The sequence below is a fragment of the Hyphomicrobiaceae bacterium genome (genome assembly GCA_041397645.1).
In the GTDB taxonomy this organism is placed as follows: domain Bacteria; phylum Pseudomonadota; class Alphaproteobacteria; order Rhizobiales; family Hyphomicrobiaceae; genus Hyphomicrobium_B.
Genome location: JAWKWE010000004.1, coordinates 521970 through 535016 on the forward strand (window position 1 = coordinate 521970; position 13047 = coordinate 535016).

The 13047-nt window shown below is 59.2% G+C and carries 14 protein-coding genes; 5 read left to right on the forward strand and 9 right to left on the reverse strand.

The window, feature by feature from the left end:
• Window positions 1-58 precede the first annotated feature (58 nt).
• From R3D51_02480 to coxB, 8 genes are all read right to left on the reverse strand, one after another.
• Window positions 59-835 carry an SURF1 family protein gene (locus R3D51_02480; GenBank protein ID MEZ5898337.1) on the reverse strand — a complete coding sequence of 259 codons (777 nt, stop codon included), beginning with the start codon at window positions 833-835 and terminating at the stop codon, window positions 59-61.
• Window positions 836-934: 99 nt separating this feature from the next.
• Window positions 935-1297: a DUF983 domain-containing protein gene (locus R3D51_02485; protein ID MEZ5898338.1), complete on the reverse strand. Its 363-nt coding sequence runs from the start codon at window positions 1295-1297 to the stop codon at window positions 935-937.
• Window positions 1298-1434: 137 nt separating this feature from the next.
• Complete coding sequence (locus R3D51_02490; GenBank protein MEZ5898339.1) at window positions 1435-2385, reverse strand: cytochrome c oxidase subunit 3; 951 nt, start codon at window positions 2383-2385, stop codon at window positions 1435-1437.
• A gap of 154 nt (window positions 2386-2539) precedes the next feature.
• Complete coding sequence (locus R3D51_02495) at window positions 2540-3136, reverse strand: cytochrome c oxidase assembly protein (GenBank protein ID MEZ5898340.1); 597 nt, start codon at window positions 3134-3136, stop codon at window positions 2540-2542.
• Window positions 3137-3148: 12 nt separating this feature from the next.
• Entirely contained in the window at window positions 3149-3304 is a 156-nt protein-coding gene (locus R3D51_02500) for a hypothetical protein (protein ID MEZ5898341.1), read from the reverse strand.
• Between the two features lie 8 nt (window positions 3305-3312).
• Complete coding sequence (locus tag R3D51_02505) at window positions 3313-4242, reverse strand: heme o synthase (GenBank protein ID MEZ5898342.1); 930 nt, start codon at window positions 4240-4242, stop codon at window positions 3313-3315.
• A gap of 142 nt (window positions 4243-4384) precedes the next feature.
• The gene (gene ctaD / locus R3D51_02510) at window positions 4385-6010 is read right to left on the reverse strand and encodes a cytochrome c oxidase subunit I (protein MEZ5898343.1); all 1626 of its coding nucleotides are present in this window, start codon (window positions 6008-6010) and stop codon (window positions 4385-4387) included.
• 85 nt (window positions 6011-6095) lie between these two features.
• Window positions 6096-7076, reverse strand: a complete 981-nt coding sequence (gene coxB / locus R3D51_02515) for a cytochrome c oxidase subunit II (protein MEZ5898344.1) — start codon at window positions 7074-7076, stop codon at window positions 6096-6098.
• A gap of 394 nt (window positions 7077-7470) precedes the next feature.
• On the opposite strand from coxB, the gene R3D51_02520 reads away from it, so the two are divergent.
• Window positions 7471-8013: an invasion associated locus B family protein gene (locus tag R3D51_02520; GenBank protein ID MEZ5898345.1), complete on the forward strand. Its 543-nt coding sequence runs from the start codon at window positions 7471-7473 to the stop codon at window positions 8011-8013.
• A 120-nt stretch (window positions 8014-8133) separates the two neighbouring features.
• On the opposite strand, the gene R3D51_02525 is transcribed toward R3D51_02520, so the two are convergent.
• Entirely contained in the window at window positions 8134-8565 is a 432-nt protein-coding gene (locus R3D51_02525) for a hypothetical protein (GenBank protein ID MEZ5898346.1), read from the reverse strand.
• 447 nt (window positions 8566-9012) lie between these two features.
• Here R3D51_02525 and bcsS point away from each other — a divergent pair, with 447 nt between their 5' ends.
• The 4 genes from bcsS (at window position 9013) to R3D51_02545 (ending at window position 13027) form a co-directional block, all read left to right on the forward strand.
• Entirely contained in the window at window positions 9013-9798 is a 786-nt protein-coding gene (gene bcsS, locus R3D51_02530; GenBank protein ID MEZ5898347.1) for a cellulose biosynthesis protein BcsS, read from the forward strand.
• 80 nt (window positions 9799-9878) lie between these two features.
• Window positions 9879-10190 carry a hypothetical protein gene (locus R3D51_02535; protein MEZ5898348.1) on the forward strand — a complete coding sequence of 104 codons (312 nt, stop codon included), beginning with the start codon at window positions 9879-9881 and terminating at the stop codon, window positions 10188-10190.
• Between the two features lie 167 nt (window positions 10191-10357).
• On the forward strand, window positions 10358-10909 hold the full coding sequence (locus R3D51_02540) for an RNA polymerase sigma factor (GenBank protein ID MEZ5898349.1): 552 nt from the start codon (window positions 10358-10360) through the stop codon (window positions 10907-10909).
• Between the two features lie 3 nt (window positions 10910-10912).
• Window positions 10913-13027, forward strand: coding sequence for a von Willebrand factor type A domain-containing protein (locus R3D51_02545; GenBank protein ID MEZ5898350.1), 2115 nt, complete (start codon window positions 10913-10915; stop codon window positions 13025-13027).
• Window positions 13028-13047: the final 20 nt, after the last annotated feature.

Consider the following 13047-nt stretch of genomic DNA (forward strand, 5'->3'; position numbering starts at 1 on the left):
CAAAACCAGTACAACCGCGGGCCCAACTCAGGGCTGGTCCCCGGCCGGGGATGGCCCATCAGGAGGGCTCCTTGCCGCGCCTGAGGCGCTGCCAAGCGAAAGCGCCGTAGATCACAACCAGGGTGACCGCCAAGCCCCACCACGTGAGCACATATTCCAAGTGGCGGTTGGAAAGGTGAATTTGAGTGGTGCCGCCCTTCGGCCAGCCTCCCGGATTGGCGGGCTCTGCCAGGGCGTCGATGGAAAACGGCGCATACGGGGTGATGCGCATGGTCTCGCGTTGCTGTGGCGTCGGCGGCGCATCTGGAGCCCAACGCATACCGTCGAGATCACGCCAGTACCACTGATTGTGTTTGGGATCGGATGCGACCTCAAACGCGCCGGGCGTTTCGGGTCCGCGTACCAAGCCGACGACATCGACGGGCCCGGGGACCTGACCTTGCGCGCGGGTTGAAGGATCCTTGAGCCGATCAGGCACCCAGCCGCGATTGACGAACACCGGCGGGCCACCTCCCTCAGGAGCGAGCAGCGTGAATACGTCCCAGCCCTGAGAGTCTCTGTTTGGCGCGTAGAGGTAATGCTCCGTTGCGTAATCGAATGTGCCTTTGACTTGCACCTTCTGGTATTCCGCTTCGCCATCGCGCTTATATTGCTCAAGCACCTGCGCGTAGCTTTCCGGATCTCCCTTCGAGCGAGCATCGATCTTTGCGATAAGGTCTTCTTTCCAGGTCTTGCGGTGCCACTGCCAGTTACCGAGCGCGATCAGTGCCGGCAACGCCAGGATCGTCATGATCGTTGGCCAAATCAGACCCGCGGCCTTCAAACGTGCAAACATTACACTTTCCAGATTGCTAGGTGAGGGCCAAGGATAGATCGACGCGCACGTCCGCGCGGTCGTCTGCATCCGTTTCGCGAGCGCTCGCAAGCCGCCCGATCACTTCCCTTCGAGCCGGCCTTCTTCTGCCTTGTTCTTATACTGCAGCGCGATCAATGTCGCCTTGATGAAACGCAGCAGGAAGACGCCCAGAAGCGGCGTCAGAATCCCCCAAAGCAGGACGTGCCCCCACCAGGGGACGCCGAACTTGAACTCCGCAATCAGTGCACCGCCGACGCAAAGAAAGCCCAGGATGAAGATCGCGAATACGGCCGGGCCGTCACCGGTATCCACGAATTTGTAGTTGAGGCCGCATTCCGAGCAGGTCTCGCGCATATTGAGCACCTGGGTGAACAAGGGACCCTTTCCGCATCGCGGACAGCGGCATTTCAGACCGGTCTCCAGCACGCTCGGTGTTGTCATCTTCAACGATCCCATGTTGTGCGCGCCAGCTTGCAAATCTGCCGGCCAGCTGCGCCCTCAACTGTTTCTCACCGCAGGCTCAAAAAAGTAAGGCGGCCATAGGCCGCCTTACTTGTCTTGTTCGATCTGACGACCAATCAGTGCCCGGCAGCCGCAGCCGCGCCTTCCGCGATTGCGCCAGCACCCCAAACGTAGATGCAGGCGAAGAGGAACAGCCAGACCACGTCGACGAAGTGCCAGTACCAGGCAGCCGCTTCAAAACCGAAATGCTGCTGCGGCGTGAAGGCCCCCCGCATCGCGCGAACCAGACACACGAGCAGGAACAGCGTGCCGATGATCACGTGAGCGCCGTGGAAGCCGGTCGCCATAAAGAATGTCGAGCCGTAGGTATGGCCTGCAAAGCTGAAACCAGCGTGGCTGTATTCCAGATACTGCAAGAAGGTGAAGGTTGCGCCGAGCAGAACGGTCAGCACGAGGCCGATGACGAGGCCACGGCGGTCGTTCTTGAGCAGAGCATGGTGCGCCCAGGTCACCGTACAGCCCGAAGTCAGCAGGATCAGCGTGTTGACCAGCGGCAGACCCCAGGGGTTGAACGTGTGCTTGAAGAAGCCCGGCGTCATCGTTGCGGTGGCATCGATCGGCACGGGCGGCCACACGCCACCATAAACCTGATTACGTGTCGTCAAGCCGACGAGTTCAGAGTTGTTGGTCAACTCATGCACGCCCGCAGGGAACAGGGCGCTGTCGAAATAGCCCCAGAACCAAGCCACGAAGAACATCACTTCCGAAGCGATGAACAGGATCATACCGTAGCGCAGATGGAGCTGAACAACGGGTGTGTGATCGCCCTTGTTGGCCTCGCGGATGACATCCAGCCACCACGCCCAGGCCGTAGCGATGAGCGCCAGCATACCCATACCAAACAGGTAAGGACCCTTGATGCCGAATACGCCCTGTCCGTCGACATGCGTGCGCATCAGCGCGATGAAGCCAAGAGCCGTCACAAACGCCGAAATCGACGCCAACAGCGGCCATGGGCTTGGATCGACAAGGTGATAGTCGTGATGCTTCGCGTGCGTATCGGCCATATCGTTCTCCGTCGTCCCCGTTCGTTCTCCCGATCCGGACACCTTTTGGTCAGCCCGGCTTCGCTCTTATTCGTTTCCGTTCTTCTTACTCTCCGGTAGCAGGCAAACGGTGGGCCGGAAACCGGATAATCTTATAATCGTCAAAGTGCCGTCTTCAGCCACCACCGCCCTGCGCGGCGGTAGTGCCCGCCGTGCGCGCAACAGGGTAGAAGACATAAGACAGCGTCAAATTCTCCAAGTCGGCCGTATCGCGATCTTCGACAATCTTAGGATCAACGAAGAAGCTGACCGGCATTTCCACGGTCTGCCCCGGTTTGAGCGTCTGCTCGGTAAAGCAGAAGCACTGGATCTTATTGAAGTAGAGACCGGCTGCCTCAGGCGCCACGTTGAACGCGGCCGTGCCGGTTAGCGTCTGGTCCGACAGATTGGTAGCTCGGAAGAAGGCCAGCGCGTTCTCGCCGATTTTGACGTCCATCGTGGGCTGGACGGGCTCGAACTTCCAAGCAAGGTGCGGAGACACGTTCGCGTCGAATCGCACGGTGATCACTTTGTCGAGCACTTTATCGGGGGCCGCAACGGCGCGCTGCGTGGTCCCGCCATAGCCGGTGACCTGGCAGAATATGCTGTAGAGCAGAGGCGAGGCTGCCGTGATCCCGCTCATGACGGCAAGCGCAGCCAGGCAGCCCATAACAACTTTGCGGTTGCTGCCGGGGCGGACATTGGCGCTGTTATCGTCGGGCGTGGTGCTCACCTGCTTCGTTCCTCAGTTCACATGACCGCTCATGGCCGAGCCAAAGCGGATGATCGTTGCGGCGTAAAACATGAGCACCATGGCAACGAGCAAAAGTGCAATCGCCAAGGAACGCCGGCGCGTCGCCGGGCCAACAAGGTCTGTGTCTTTCTTGAGATCGTCTGCCATCGCGAACATCAACCCAACAGGCGCTGCCAGGCGTGCTCGCCAAGCAAGACCACAAACAGCAAGAAAAGATAGAAGATCGAAAAGCCAAACAGCTGTTTGGCTGCCGCGTCGGCCTCACGCCCCTGCGTAATGCGGCGCACCTTATCGGCCAGATACAGAAAAATCGCACCGGCAACGAGGGCCGACACGAGATAGAGCGGTCCGGCAAACCCGATAAACGCAGGCAGCGTTGCCAACGGCACCAGCAGCCAGGAGTAGATCACGATCTGGCGACGTGTCTCCGCAGGGCCAGCGACAACCGGCAGCATCGGCACACCGACGCGCTCGTAATCGCGGCAACGGTAGAGCGCCAGCGCCCAGAAGTGGGGAGGCGTCCACATGAAGATGATGAGGAACAGGACGATGCTTTCAAGGCTGACGCTTCCGGTCACGGCGGCCCAGCCGATCATGGGAGGAAAAGCGCCAGCAGCACCGCCGATGACGATGTTCTGGGGCGTCTTACGTTTCAGCCACATCGTATAGACGAACAGGTAGTAGGCGATGGTCAGAGCCAACAGCGCCCCGGCAACCCAGTTCACCAGAACCCCGAGCGTCAGGACAGAAAACACCGAAAGAACCGCGCCGAATTGAAGCGCCTCGCCTGCAGTGACGCGACCACGTGGAATGGGGCGCGCCGCCGTGCGCTGCATGCGCGCGTCGATATCGGCGTCGTACCACATGTTAAGGGCACCCGACGCACCAGCACCGATGGCGATCGAAAGAAGTGCAATAACACCGATGACTGGATGAATGACACCCGGTGCCGCGATCATGCCGGTCAAAGCCGTCAGAACGACGAGCGACATCACCCGCGGCTTCATCAGCGCGATGAAATCCCCAACCGAAGGCTCACCCGCTTGGGCGCCCGCCGTTGTTGCGTCGATCCCGATCTCGGCCATGGGCCAGATGCTCCTCAAGGTCGGCGCGGTTCTTTGCCGTGCCGCCATTATTTATTTTCGCAACCAGATCGGCTTGGCGTTTGAGCCGCACCGGAGGAAGAGGCGGGCGGCAAGTAGGGGCCGCCCGCTCCTGTCCGTAGTCTTAGTGGTGATCGCCAGCCGCGATGCGCGGCAGCGTTTCATAGGAGTGGAAGGCCGGCGGAGACGGCAGGGTCCACTCGAGCGTCGTTGCGCCAATGCCCCACGGATTGCCAGCCGCCTTCTCTTTACGGATGAAGTAGGCGTGGAACATGCTCACTAGGAACAGCACCGTAGCTGCAGCGGTGATGTATGCGCCAATCGACGAGATGTTGTTCCAATATGCGAAGCCATCCGGATAGTCCGCGTAATGGCGCGGCATTCCCGACAGACCAAGGAAGTGCTGCGGGAAGAACAGCAGGTTGGCGCCAATGAACGTCAGCCAGAAATGCACCTTGGCGATCGTATCGTTGTACATGTAGCCCGACATCTTCGGGAACCAGTAATACCAGCCCGCAAAGATCGAGAACACGGCGCCAAGCGACAGCACGTAGTGGAAGTGCGCGACGACGTAATATGTGTTGTGCAGCGCGCGATCGATGCCGGCGTTGGAGCACATGACACCCGTGACGCCGCCAACCGTGAACAGGAAGATGAAGCCCAGCGCCCACACCATAGGTGCGCGGAACTGGATGGAGCCGCCCCACATCGTGGCGATCCAAGAGAAGATCTTCACGCCCGTCGGCACCGCGATAACCATGGTCGCGAACATGAAGTAGGCCTGCGTGTCGACCGAGAGACCCGCGGTGTACATGTGGTGCGCCCACACGATGAAGCCGACGAGGCCGATCGCGACCATGGCGTAGGCCATGCCGAGGTAGCCGAAGACGGGCTTACGCGAGAAGGTCGAAACGATGTGGCTGATCATGCCGAAGCCCGGAAGGATGAGGATGTAAACCTCCGGGTGCCCGAAGAACCAGAACAGATGCGCGTACAGCAGCGGGTCGCCGCCGCCAGCGGGATCATAGAACGTGGTCCCGAAATTGCGGTCCGTCAGCAGCATGGTGATAGCGCCGGCCAGAACCGGCAGCGACAGAAGCAGCAGGAACGCCGTGATCAGCACCGACCAGACGAACAGCGGCATCTTGTGTAGCGTCATGCCGGGTGCGCGCATGTTGAAGATGGTGGTGATGAAGTTGATCGCGCCGAGGATCGAAGATGCACCGGCGAGATGCAGCGACAGAATACCGAAATCGACGGCCGGACCAGGGTGGCCGATCGTGCTCGACAGCGGTGCCACGACGATCCAACCCGTACCCACGCCGTTTGCGTCGGCCGTACCGGGGACGAACATCGAGAGCAGGAGCAGAGCGAACGCGGCCGGAAGCAGCCAGAAAGAGATGTTGTTCATGCGCGGGAACGCCATGTCAGGCGCACCGATCATGAGCGGAACGAACCAGTTGCCGAAACCGCCGATCATGGCCGGCATGACCATGAAGAACACCATGATCAGGCCGTGGGCGGTAACGAACACGTTGTAGACGCCTTCATCGGCAAAGTACTGCATGCCCGGATGCTGAAGCTCCAAGCGCATCATCACCGAAAGAAAACCGCCGATGACGCCCGCCATGATGGCAAACAACAGATACATCGTGCCGATGTCTTTGTGGTTCGTCGAACAAAACCAGCGCTTAAAGAACGGTGGCGCATGATCGTGGTCATCATGTGCCGCGTATGCCGTGCTACCCATGTGTCCTTACCCTTGGCTTGAATATCTATTTGTTGTTGTGCTGGCCCCGCACGTCAGGCAGGGCCGCGCTTCCCCGGACGAAACGTTACTGAACCTGCGCCAACGCCTGATTGGCGCGCTGCGTATCCACAGCGGCCTTCAGGATCTCGGCGGCTTTCTTTTTGTCCTTAGCCTTCAGGGCGGCCATCCAGGCATCGTAGACTTCAGGCTTCACAACGCGGACGGCGATCGGCATACCAGAGTGGTTCTTGCCGCACAGCACCGAGCATTGACCGTAGAAAATCCCTTCCTTGTCGGGCTGGAACCAGACTGCGGCAGTGCGGCCGGGCACAGCCTGCTGCTTCACGCCAAAGGAGGGGATCGTCCAGGAGTGGATGACGTCGTTCGACGTCACCAGAAGATGCACCACCTTGCCGAGCGGGACTGCGATTTCCTGGTCGACGGTCAGCTGACGCGGCTCGTTGCGCTCCTTCCAGACGTCGCGAGCAGCCGCATAAACAGCCTCACGACGAGCAGTGCCTTCGAGGCTGCCAAACTTATCGTTGAATTCCTTCTCGCCGATCTTGGCTTTGAGCACGTCCTCGTCATGCAGCATGTTCGAGGACAGCGTAATACCTTGATCGAGATACTCGTGGTCCCAGAACCAAGCGTTGCCGGTCGCCTTGATGGTCAGGTCGGGCTTGGGAAAGCGATACTGCTCGAAAAGCAGCTTGAAGGACGGGATGGCGATCGCGACCAGAATGAGGATCGGAATGATGGTCCAGGCCACCTCAAGCGCGGTGTTGTGAGACGTGCGCGATGGCGTAGGATTAGACTTCTCGTTGAAGCGGAACATTACGTAGAGCATCAACAACAAGACGAATAACGCAATCGCGATAATGATCATGTTGATGTTATTGTAGAGGTCGCTCAGCTCGGTCATGATGCTCGTGGCTGGCTGCTGCAAACCCAGCTCGCCGTCGGTCGGCTGGCCAAGTCCGGCCATTGCTGGCGTCGTAAAGCTTGAAAGATAAGCAAGGCCGGCGATTGCCGAGCCGGTAACCGCGCCAAACAAGCGTCTCAACATGGTCTCGCTCCCGGTTCACCCTTTCGCAGACCGCCGGGCCTCGAAGCAGGTGTGTCGTTTTGTTCTTGGGCCTGCCAATGAGCCAGCAGGACCGCTCCCCCGTACTTTCAAAGTCGCAACCCGGTTTGGGCTCCGGGACCGCGGGGTGTCGCTGCGGCAGACGACGCGCGCAAAACTCCCCCGTATGGAAGAGAGCACAACCGCTTTATTTGTCTCAAGTCAAGTTTTGTGCGTCATTTTTTCGCGATAGACCTGCGCGAATCATCGCACACGTTTAGCTGCCTTCTGATCTGCGACAGGACAGAATTCGGCCCTATTGATTGCCGAGTAACCCGCCCGTTGCCTGCAACAGCAGAGCGGCCTGCGCTCTACTTGACCCGACCCAGGAGTGACCGTGCCCGACATCGATGCCTTTCGCGCCTGGTACCGACGCGCTCTTCTCATTCTCGCCGCTGCTTTTGGCATTGCGGGTTCCGTCGGCCACTCAGCCTTTGCTGTCGACGCACCGGAAGGGACGGTGAAGGCCCAACACGGCGATTGGCAGGTGGTGTGTAAGGATCCTCCCCCCGGCGCAAAGTCTCCTGTTTGCGCACTGGTGCAAAGCGTCACGGCTGAAGACCGCAACAACATCGGCCTCACTGTCTATTTCCAGAAGTTTTCCAATGGAACGCGCGTGCTGCGCGTGTTTGCCCCGCTCGGCGTGCTCCTTCCCCCCGGTCTCGGCTTGAAGATCGACAACAAGGACGTGGGCCACGCTCCTTTTTTGCGGTGCCATAACTTTGCCTGTTATGCACAGGTCGTTGTCGAGGATCCCCTCATCGAGCAGCTGAAGACCGGGAAGACGGCCATCTTCATCATCTTCCAGACCGAGGAAGCCGGTATCGGCATCCCGATCTCGCTCAAAGGATTTGCCGAAGCACTCGCCGACCTCAACTAACGTTGACGATCCAGAGCGTTGTAAATCCAGCCTGTTTCGCACTTCGGTACGCAAAAAAGATCAGGGCGTCGCCCAGATAGACGACGCCCTGAATTGTTTCCGAAAGGAGCGGCGGGAACCTTAGGCGACCTTCCGCTCAAGGCGCTGCTCGCCATCGGGAATCTCGCGCTCGACGCCATCGACCAGCTCAAGCGTATCCCGCCGTTGGCGAGCGGGCATGTGCAGAACCGCGGCGGGGCCCGAGGGCCGAGAGAACGCAATCGAGATGTTACGATTGGCCTCCGTGTAGGAGTGGCTGAGTTCGTCCCAGTAGCCCCTATAGGCGCTCGTCAGCTGGGACGACGATTTTGCGTGCAACAGATTGGTGCTCAAAGCCATGGAAGCACGCATCTGCCTGGCTGCAAGGTGAGCAATTTCAAGCTGCCAGCGTCCGGCAGCCTTCAACGCAGGCTGCCAGAAGGAGGATGCAATATCTGCACCCTGAAAAAGAACTTCATAAAAGTCGTGCGCCGGCGAGGTCGGCCCGCGCGGATTTGAGAAATCAGAACTCATTGAAACACCCTCTTAAGCGAACAGCGTCGCTCCCTAGACTCATTCTTCTGGTTACGCATTTCAGCTGGCAATACGCGCCGGCTATCCCCGCCGGATCGTTGTGTGGAACACCCACCTTGGGGAGTAGGTAATATCTCCTACCATAGCGTCAATGATCTAACTCAAAATTGTGACCGGCTGATGCCGCCCGCTCGTTTGTTCGACCAGCGTTCGCACAGATCTGCGCAATCACGGGTTGTGCCTCTGGGGGCCTGGGAACACTAATGTTTCCACGCATTCCGACGTGATCGGATTTTCAACATAGCGACTATTGATTCGCCTAAGGTGCGTCGATAAGGTGACGATCACTCAGTGTTCGTTTGATTTTTGTTGGCTGCGTTTTTCATGCGGGGGCATAGGGGCGAGTCTTGGCCCACAATGCTCGGTCACGCGGTCCGTGACTGGGTAATGACGTTGCGCGTTGCGAAGCCGCTCCTGCTGACCGCTTCGATCCAGCTTTTTGCTCTCCTTCCATCCCCCATTCACGCCGACGAACCCGCACAGCCCAAGTACGGATGGCGCGAAGTGTGGACCGGTGGCGATACCATGCGCGATGTCTGGCTTCTCTACAGTGGCGTAACGCTCGCACCATGGAGCGAGCACGTATACGACCCAGGCTGGCGAATTCGCGCGCAGGCTGGGTATGGGCAGTACAATTACATGATCAAGTCCGACGGTGTTCCCACATCCTATCGCGGCGATGTGAGCTACGCCGATGCTCTCATTGGCTACCACTGGCGCGTCGGCGAATTGACCGCCAAGCTGTTTGGCGGTCTGGCAACCATCGAGCACAGAGCGCTGGCCGAAGCATCCGACGGTCGCGTATTGGGGCGCGAGTGGGGCCCGAAGGGCCTCGTCGAACTTTGGCTTAACATCGGAAGTACGCAGTTCACATCGCTGAATTTGTCCTTCACCACCGCTCATCGCACGGCGGCCGCCCGCTGGCGGTATGGCGTCAAACTGAATGAAGCGCTTTCGATCGGACCGGAGCTGCGTTTCGACACGAACGCCTTTCGCTATCAGAGCTATGACAAGATTTTCGATTCCTACCTCGGACGGGCCGGCCTGTTTTTGACCTACAAATGGCCAGGAGTAGAAGTGTCGGTAGCCGGGGGCATCTCAGCCAATGTCATCGGTATTGAAACCGACGATCTAAGCCCCTATGGCACCATCAACGTGCTTTTCCAGTTCTGACCGATCGGACGGGGTTGTGCCTGGCGCTGGCATTTTGCAAGCATACTCTCCAATCCGAACTTGAGACGAGGTCGCTCCCCATGCGCTTCAAGGCCCATGCGTTCCCACTGGCCGCATTTGTGATCGCACTTGCCGCACTTGGTGCGCACACCACGACCGCGCTGGCCAAGACGTGCGCGAGCGAGACTGTTGAAGCGCGGGGTGAACCCTCGCGCTACTTGTGGCTGGCTAAGACCAAGACACGCGCCAACTGGCGGCGCAAGGTGCGCTCGATTCCGGAAATGGGTTCCGACTACGCCAATTGGGCGCGGGCGGAAAACACCGAGGAGAAGTGCTACAGCGGTCCATCTGGACACCTTTGCATCTTCTCGGGCACGCCCTGCCTGCCGTAAGTGTTGGCGCGCTGGTCTTTTGAAGGCTGGAAAAGTTCGCTTTCTCAACGCGCTCCCCTCAGCGTGCCAACAAAGTGAAGATTTTTTGCCCGTGCGCCCAAGGAATACCGCAGCTAGCCCGTCTCATAGACACGCAACGGGTGGAAGCGGTCTTACAGGCACGCCGCGTGAACGAATCAAACGACGAGGAACTGGCAATGCGCGCGGGGCAGGGATGCCGCGCCTCTTTCGCGCGATTGCTGGAACGGCATTACGACCGGATTTATCGGACCGCCTGGCGGTTTACAGGGGTCCGCGAGCACGCAGAGGATGTCGCCCAAGACGTCTGCATCAAGCTCGCCAACGTGATCGGGTCATTCCGCGCCGATGCGAAATTCACGACTTGGCTTCATCGCGTCACGTACACCACGTTGCTGGATAGCGTGCGCGCCAACCAAAGGATTTCGGCGCTCGATCCGTCAGACGTCGTGAAGCTGTCCGATCGCGTCCAGCAACATCATGCGCAGGCGCCGCAGGATAGCAGCGACGGGTACGATGAATTATGGCAGGCCGTGCGTAGTCTGCCGCCTCAACAGCGCGACGCGGTGTTGTTTGTATATGCAGAGGAGCTAAGTCACGCGCAGGCTGCGTCTGTAATGGGGTGCTCGGAAAAGACAGTGTCGTGGCACATCCACGAGGCGAAGAAACGATTGAAGATCCTGCTCAAGGCTGTGGGCTGACCGATGACCGAATATGAGCTGGAAAACCTGAGCCACTTGCCCGTTCCGCCGCCCGGTACGGATGCGAAGCGCGCTGCGCTCAATGTTGCGCTCGACGCCTTTGATAACAAGCAGTCGGATAAATTACCGCGCGCCTCCAAAGAAAACGTTCACCATCTTCGTCAGACGGAAACAACTCGCACAAAGAGGAGTTTCCGCATGCACCTGCTCTCACGCCAAGGCATGGCTCTCGCCGCCTCGCTCGCTGCTCTGATGATCGCTGCGCCGATGACCTTCCAATACATGAACGCACCTTCCTACGACGGCGCGCCCTCAATTGAGAGCACGCCAATAGCATCCGTTTCGGGCAAGTTGCAGACAATGACGCGAGGAGCTGAGGCTCCAACCGATGCCAAACGCGATGAAGCGGACCAGGCGGCGGACAAGGAAATTGTCGCCAGGCAAAAAGATGTTGCGATGGCGCCAAAGAAGAAAGCAGAGCGCCTGCAGCCGTCGGTTGTTGCGGCAGCGCCGGCTCGCCCTCCGGAGCCAACCGGATCTGTAAGCCACTCTGCCCCGTTTTCCCGACCCGCCGGATTGGGCGCTTACTCCGTCGGCGACGGCCGAATGGCGATGCGTGATGTCATTGAGCCTCCGCCTGCGGTCATGCAGGAGCAATCCCGCGACACGTTCGACGCGAAGGACATCAATCCCATCAAGCAGGTCGCAAGCGAACCTGTGTCGACGTTCTCGATCGATGTCGATACGGCGTCCTACGCCTTCGTACGCCGTGCGTTGAATTCTGGACAGTTGCCGCCCAAGGACGCCGTGCGGGTGGAGGAGATGATCAACTATTTCCCCTACACGTATCCTGCACCTCAATCCGCCGAAACGCCCTTCAAGGCGACGGTGAATGTGTTTCCCTCGCCGTGGAACGCGAACAACAAGCTCGTTCATATCGCCATCAAAGGGTACGAGCTGAAAAGCGCTGAGCGGCCGCGCGCCAACCTCGTCTTGCTGATGGACGTCTCTGGTTCGATGGAGCCCGCAGACCGCCTGCCTCTGATCAAGAACGCCTTTCGGCTGCTCGTCGATCAATTGAAGCCCGACGACACTATTTCCATCGTCACCTATGCGTCGGGCTCAGGCATCGCGTTGGAGCCGACCAAAGTTTCGGAGAAGAATAAGATCCTGAGTGCCATCGACGCGTTGGGCGCAGGAGGATCGACTGCGGGTGCCGCAGGCATCGCGGATGCATACCGCTTGGCCGAGGCCAACTTCGACAAGTCGGCCGTGAACCGTATCGTTCTGGCGACCGATGGCGATTTCAATGTCGGAATGACAGACCGGGATGAACTGAAAAGCTATGTCGAGCGCAAGCGTCAGGCAGGCATATTCCTGTCCATTCTCGGGGTCGGGCAAGGCAATCATAACGATGCGTTGATGCAGGCCCTCGCTCAGAACGGCAACGGTACGGCGGCTTATGTCGACACGTTGAACGAGGCGCGCAAGGTGCTTGTCGACGAAGCCTCCTCGACACTTTTTACCATCGCAAAGGATGTGAAAATCCAGGTCGAATGGAACCCGGCGCGTGTGTCCGAATACCGGCTGATTGGATACGAAACCCGAAACCTGAAACGCGAAGACTTCAACAACGATCGTGTGGACGCTGGCGACATCGGATCCGGCCATACCGTGACTGCGATTTATGAAGTCACGCCCGTTGGCGCGCCCAAGCTGGTCGATGATCTGCGGTACGCATCCAAGGATGATACCTCAGATCGCAGTGCAGTCCCACCGCCCAAGACCGAACCCAGGGCAACCTCCCCCAACACGGACAGCGAGCTTGGCTTCCTCAAGATGCGTTACAAGCGTCCAAACGAAGAGGCCTCCCGGCTCATCGAGCAGCCAATCTTGAATGCGACGTCGAATTCAAGTGTGGAGACGACAACCGCCGACGTTCGCTTCTCCACTGCCGTTGCTGCATTCGGTCAGATGCTGAAGGGCGAGCCTTACACCCAGGGCTACGCCTTCGACGACGTCTTGACTTTGGCGCAGGGCGCGCGCGGCGATGACCCGTTCGGCTATCGCGCGGAATTCCTCAACCTCGTCCGCCTAGCCAAGAGCGCCAGACCCTAAACTTCCAACGATCCCGGGAA

Excerpts from the sequence above, each read along its gene's own strand:
- R3D51_02480 (MEZ5898337.1), bottom strand. The coding sequence starts at position 835 with ATGTTTGCACGTTTGAAGGCCGCGGGTCTGATTTGGCCAACGATCATG.
- R3D51_02485 (MEZ5898338.1), bottom strand. The coding sequence starts at position 1,297 with ATGACAACACCGAGCGTGCTGGAGACCGGTCTGAAATGCCGCTGTCCG.
- R3D51_02490 (MEZ5898339.1), bottom strand. The coding sequence starts at position 2,385 with ATGGCCGATACGCACGCGAAGCATCACGACTATCACCTTGTCGATCCA.
- R3D51_02500 (MEZ5898341.1), bottom strand. The coding sequence starts at position 3,304 with ATGGCAGACGATCTCAAGAAAGACACAGACCTTGTTGGCCCGGCGACG.
- R3D51_02505 (MEZ5898342.1), bottom strand. The coding sequence starts at position 4,242 with ATGGCCGAGATCGGGATCGACGCAACAACGGCGGGCGCCCAAGCGGGT.
- ctaD (MEZ5898343.1), bottom strand. The coding sequence starts at position 6,010 with ATGGGTAGCACGGCATACGCGGCACATGATGACCACGATCATGCGCCA.
- coxB (MEZ5898344.1), bottom strand. The coding sequence starts at position 7,076 with ATGTTGAGACGCTTGTTTGGCGCGGTTACCGGCTCGGCAATCGCCGGC.
- R3D51_02525 (MEZ5898346.1), bottom strand. The coding sequence starts at position 8,565 with ATGAGTTCTGATTTCTCAAATCCGCGCGGGCCGACCTCGCCGGCGCAC.
- bcsS (MEZ5898347.1), top strand. The coding sequence starts at position 9,013 with ATGACGTTGCGCGTTGCGAAGCCGCTCCTGCTGACCGCTTCGATCCAG.
- R3D51_02535 (MEZ5898348.1), top strand. The coding sequence starts at position 9,879 with ATGCGCTTCAAGGCCCATGCGTTCCCACTGGCCGCATTTGTGATCGCA.
- R3D51_02545 (MEZ5898350.1), top strand. The coding sequence starts at position 10,913 with ATGACCGAATATGAGCTGGAAAACCTGAGCCACTTGCCCGTTCCGCCG.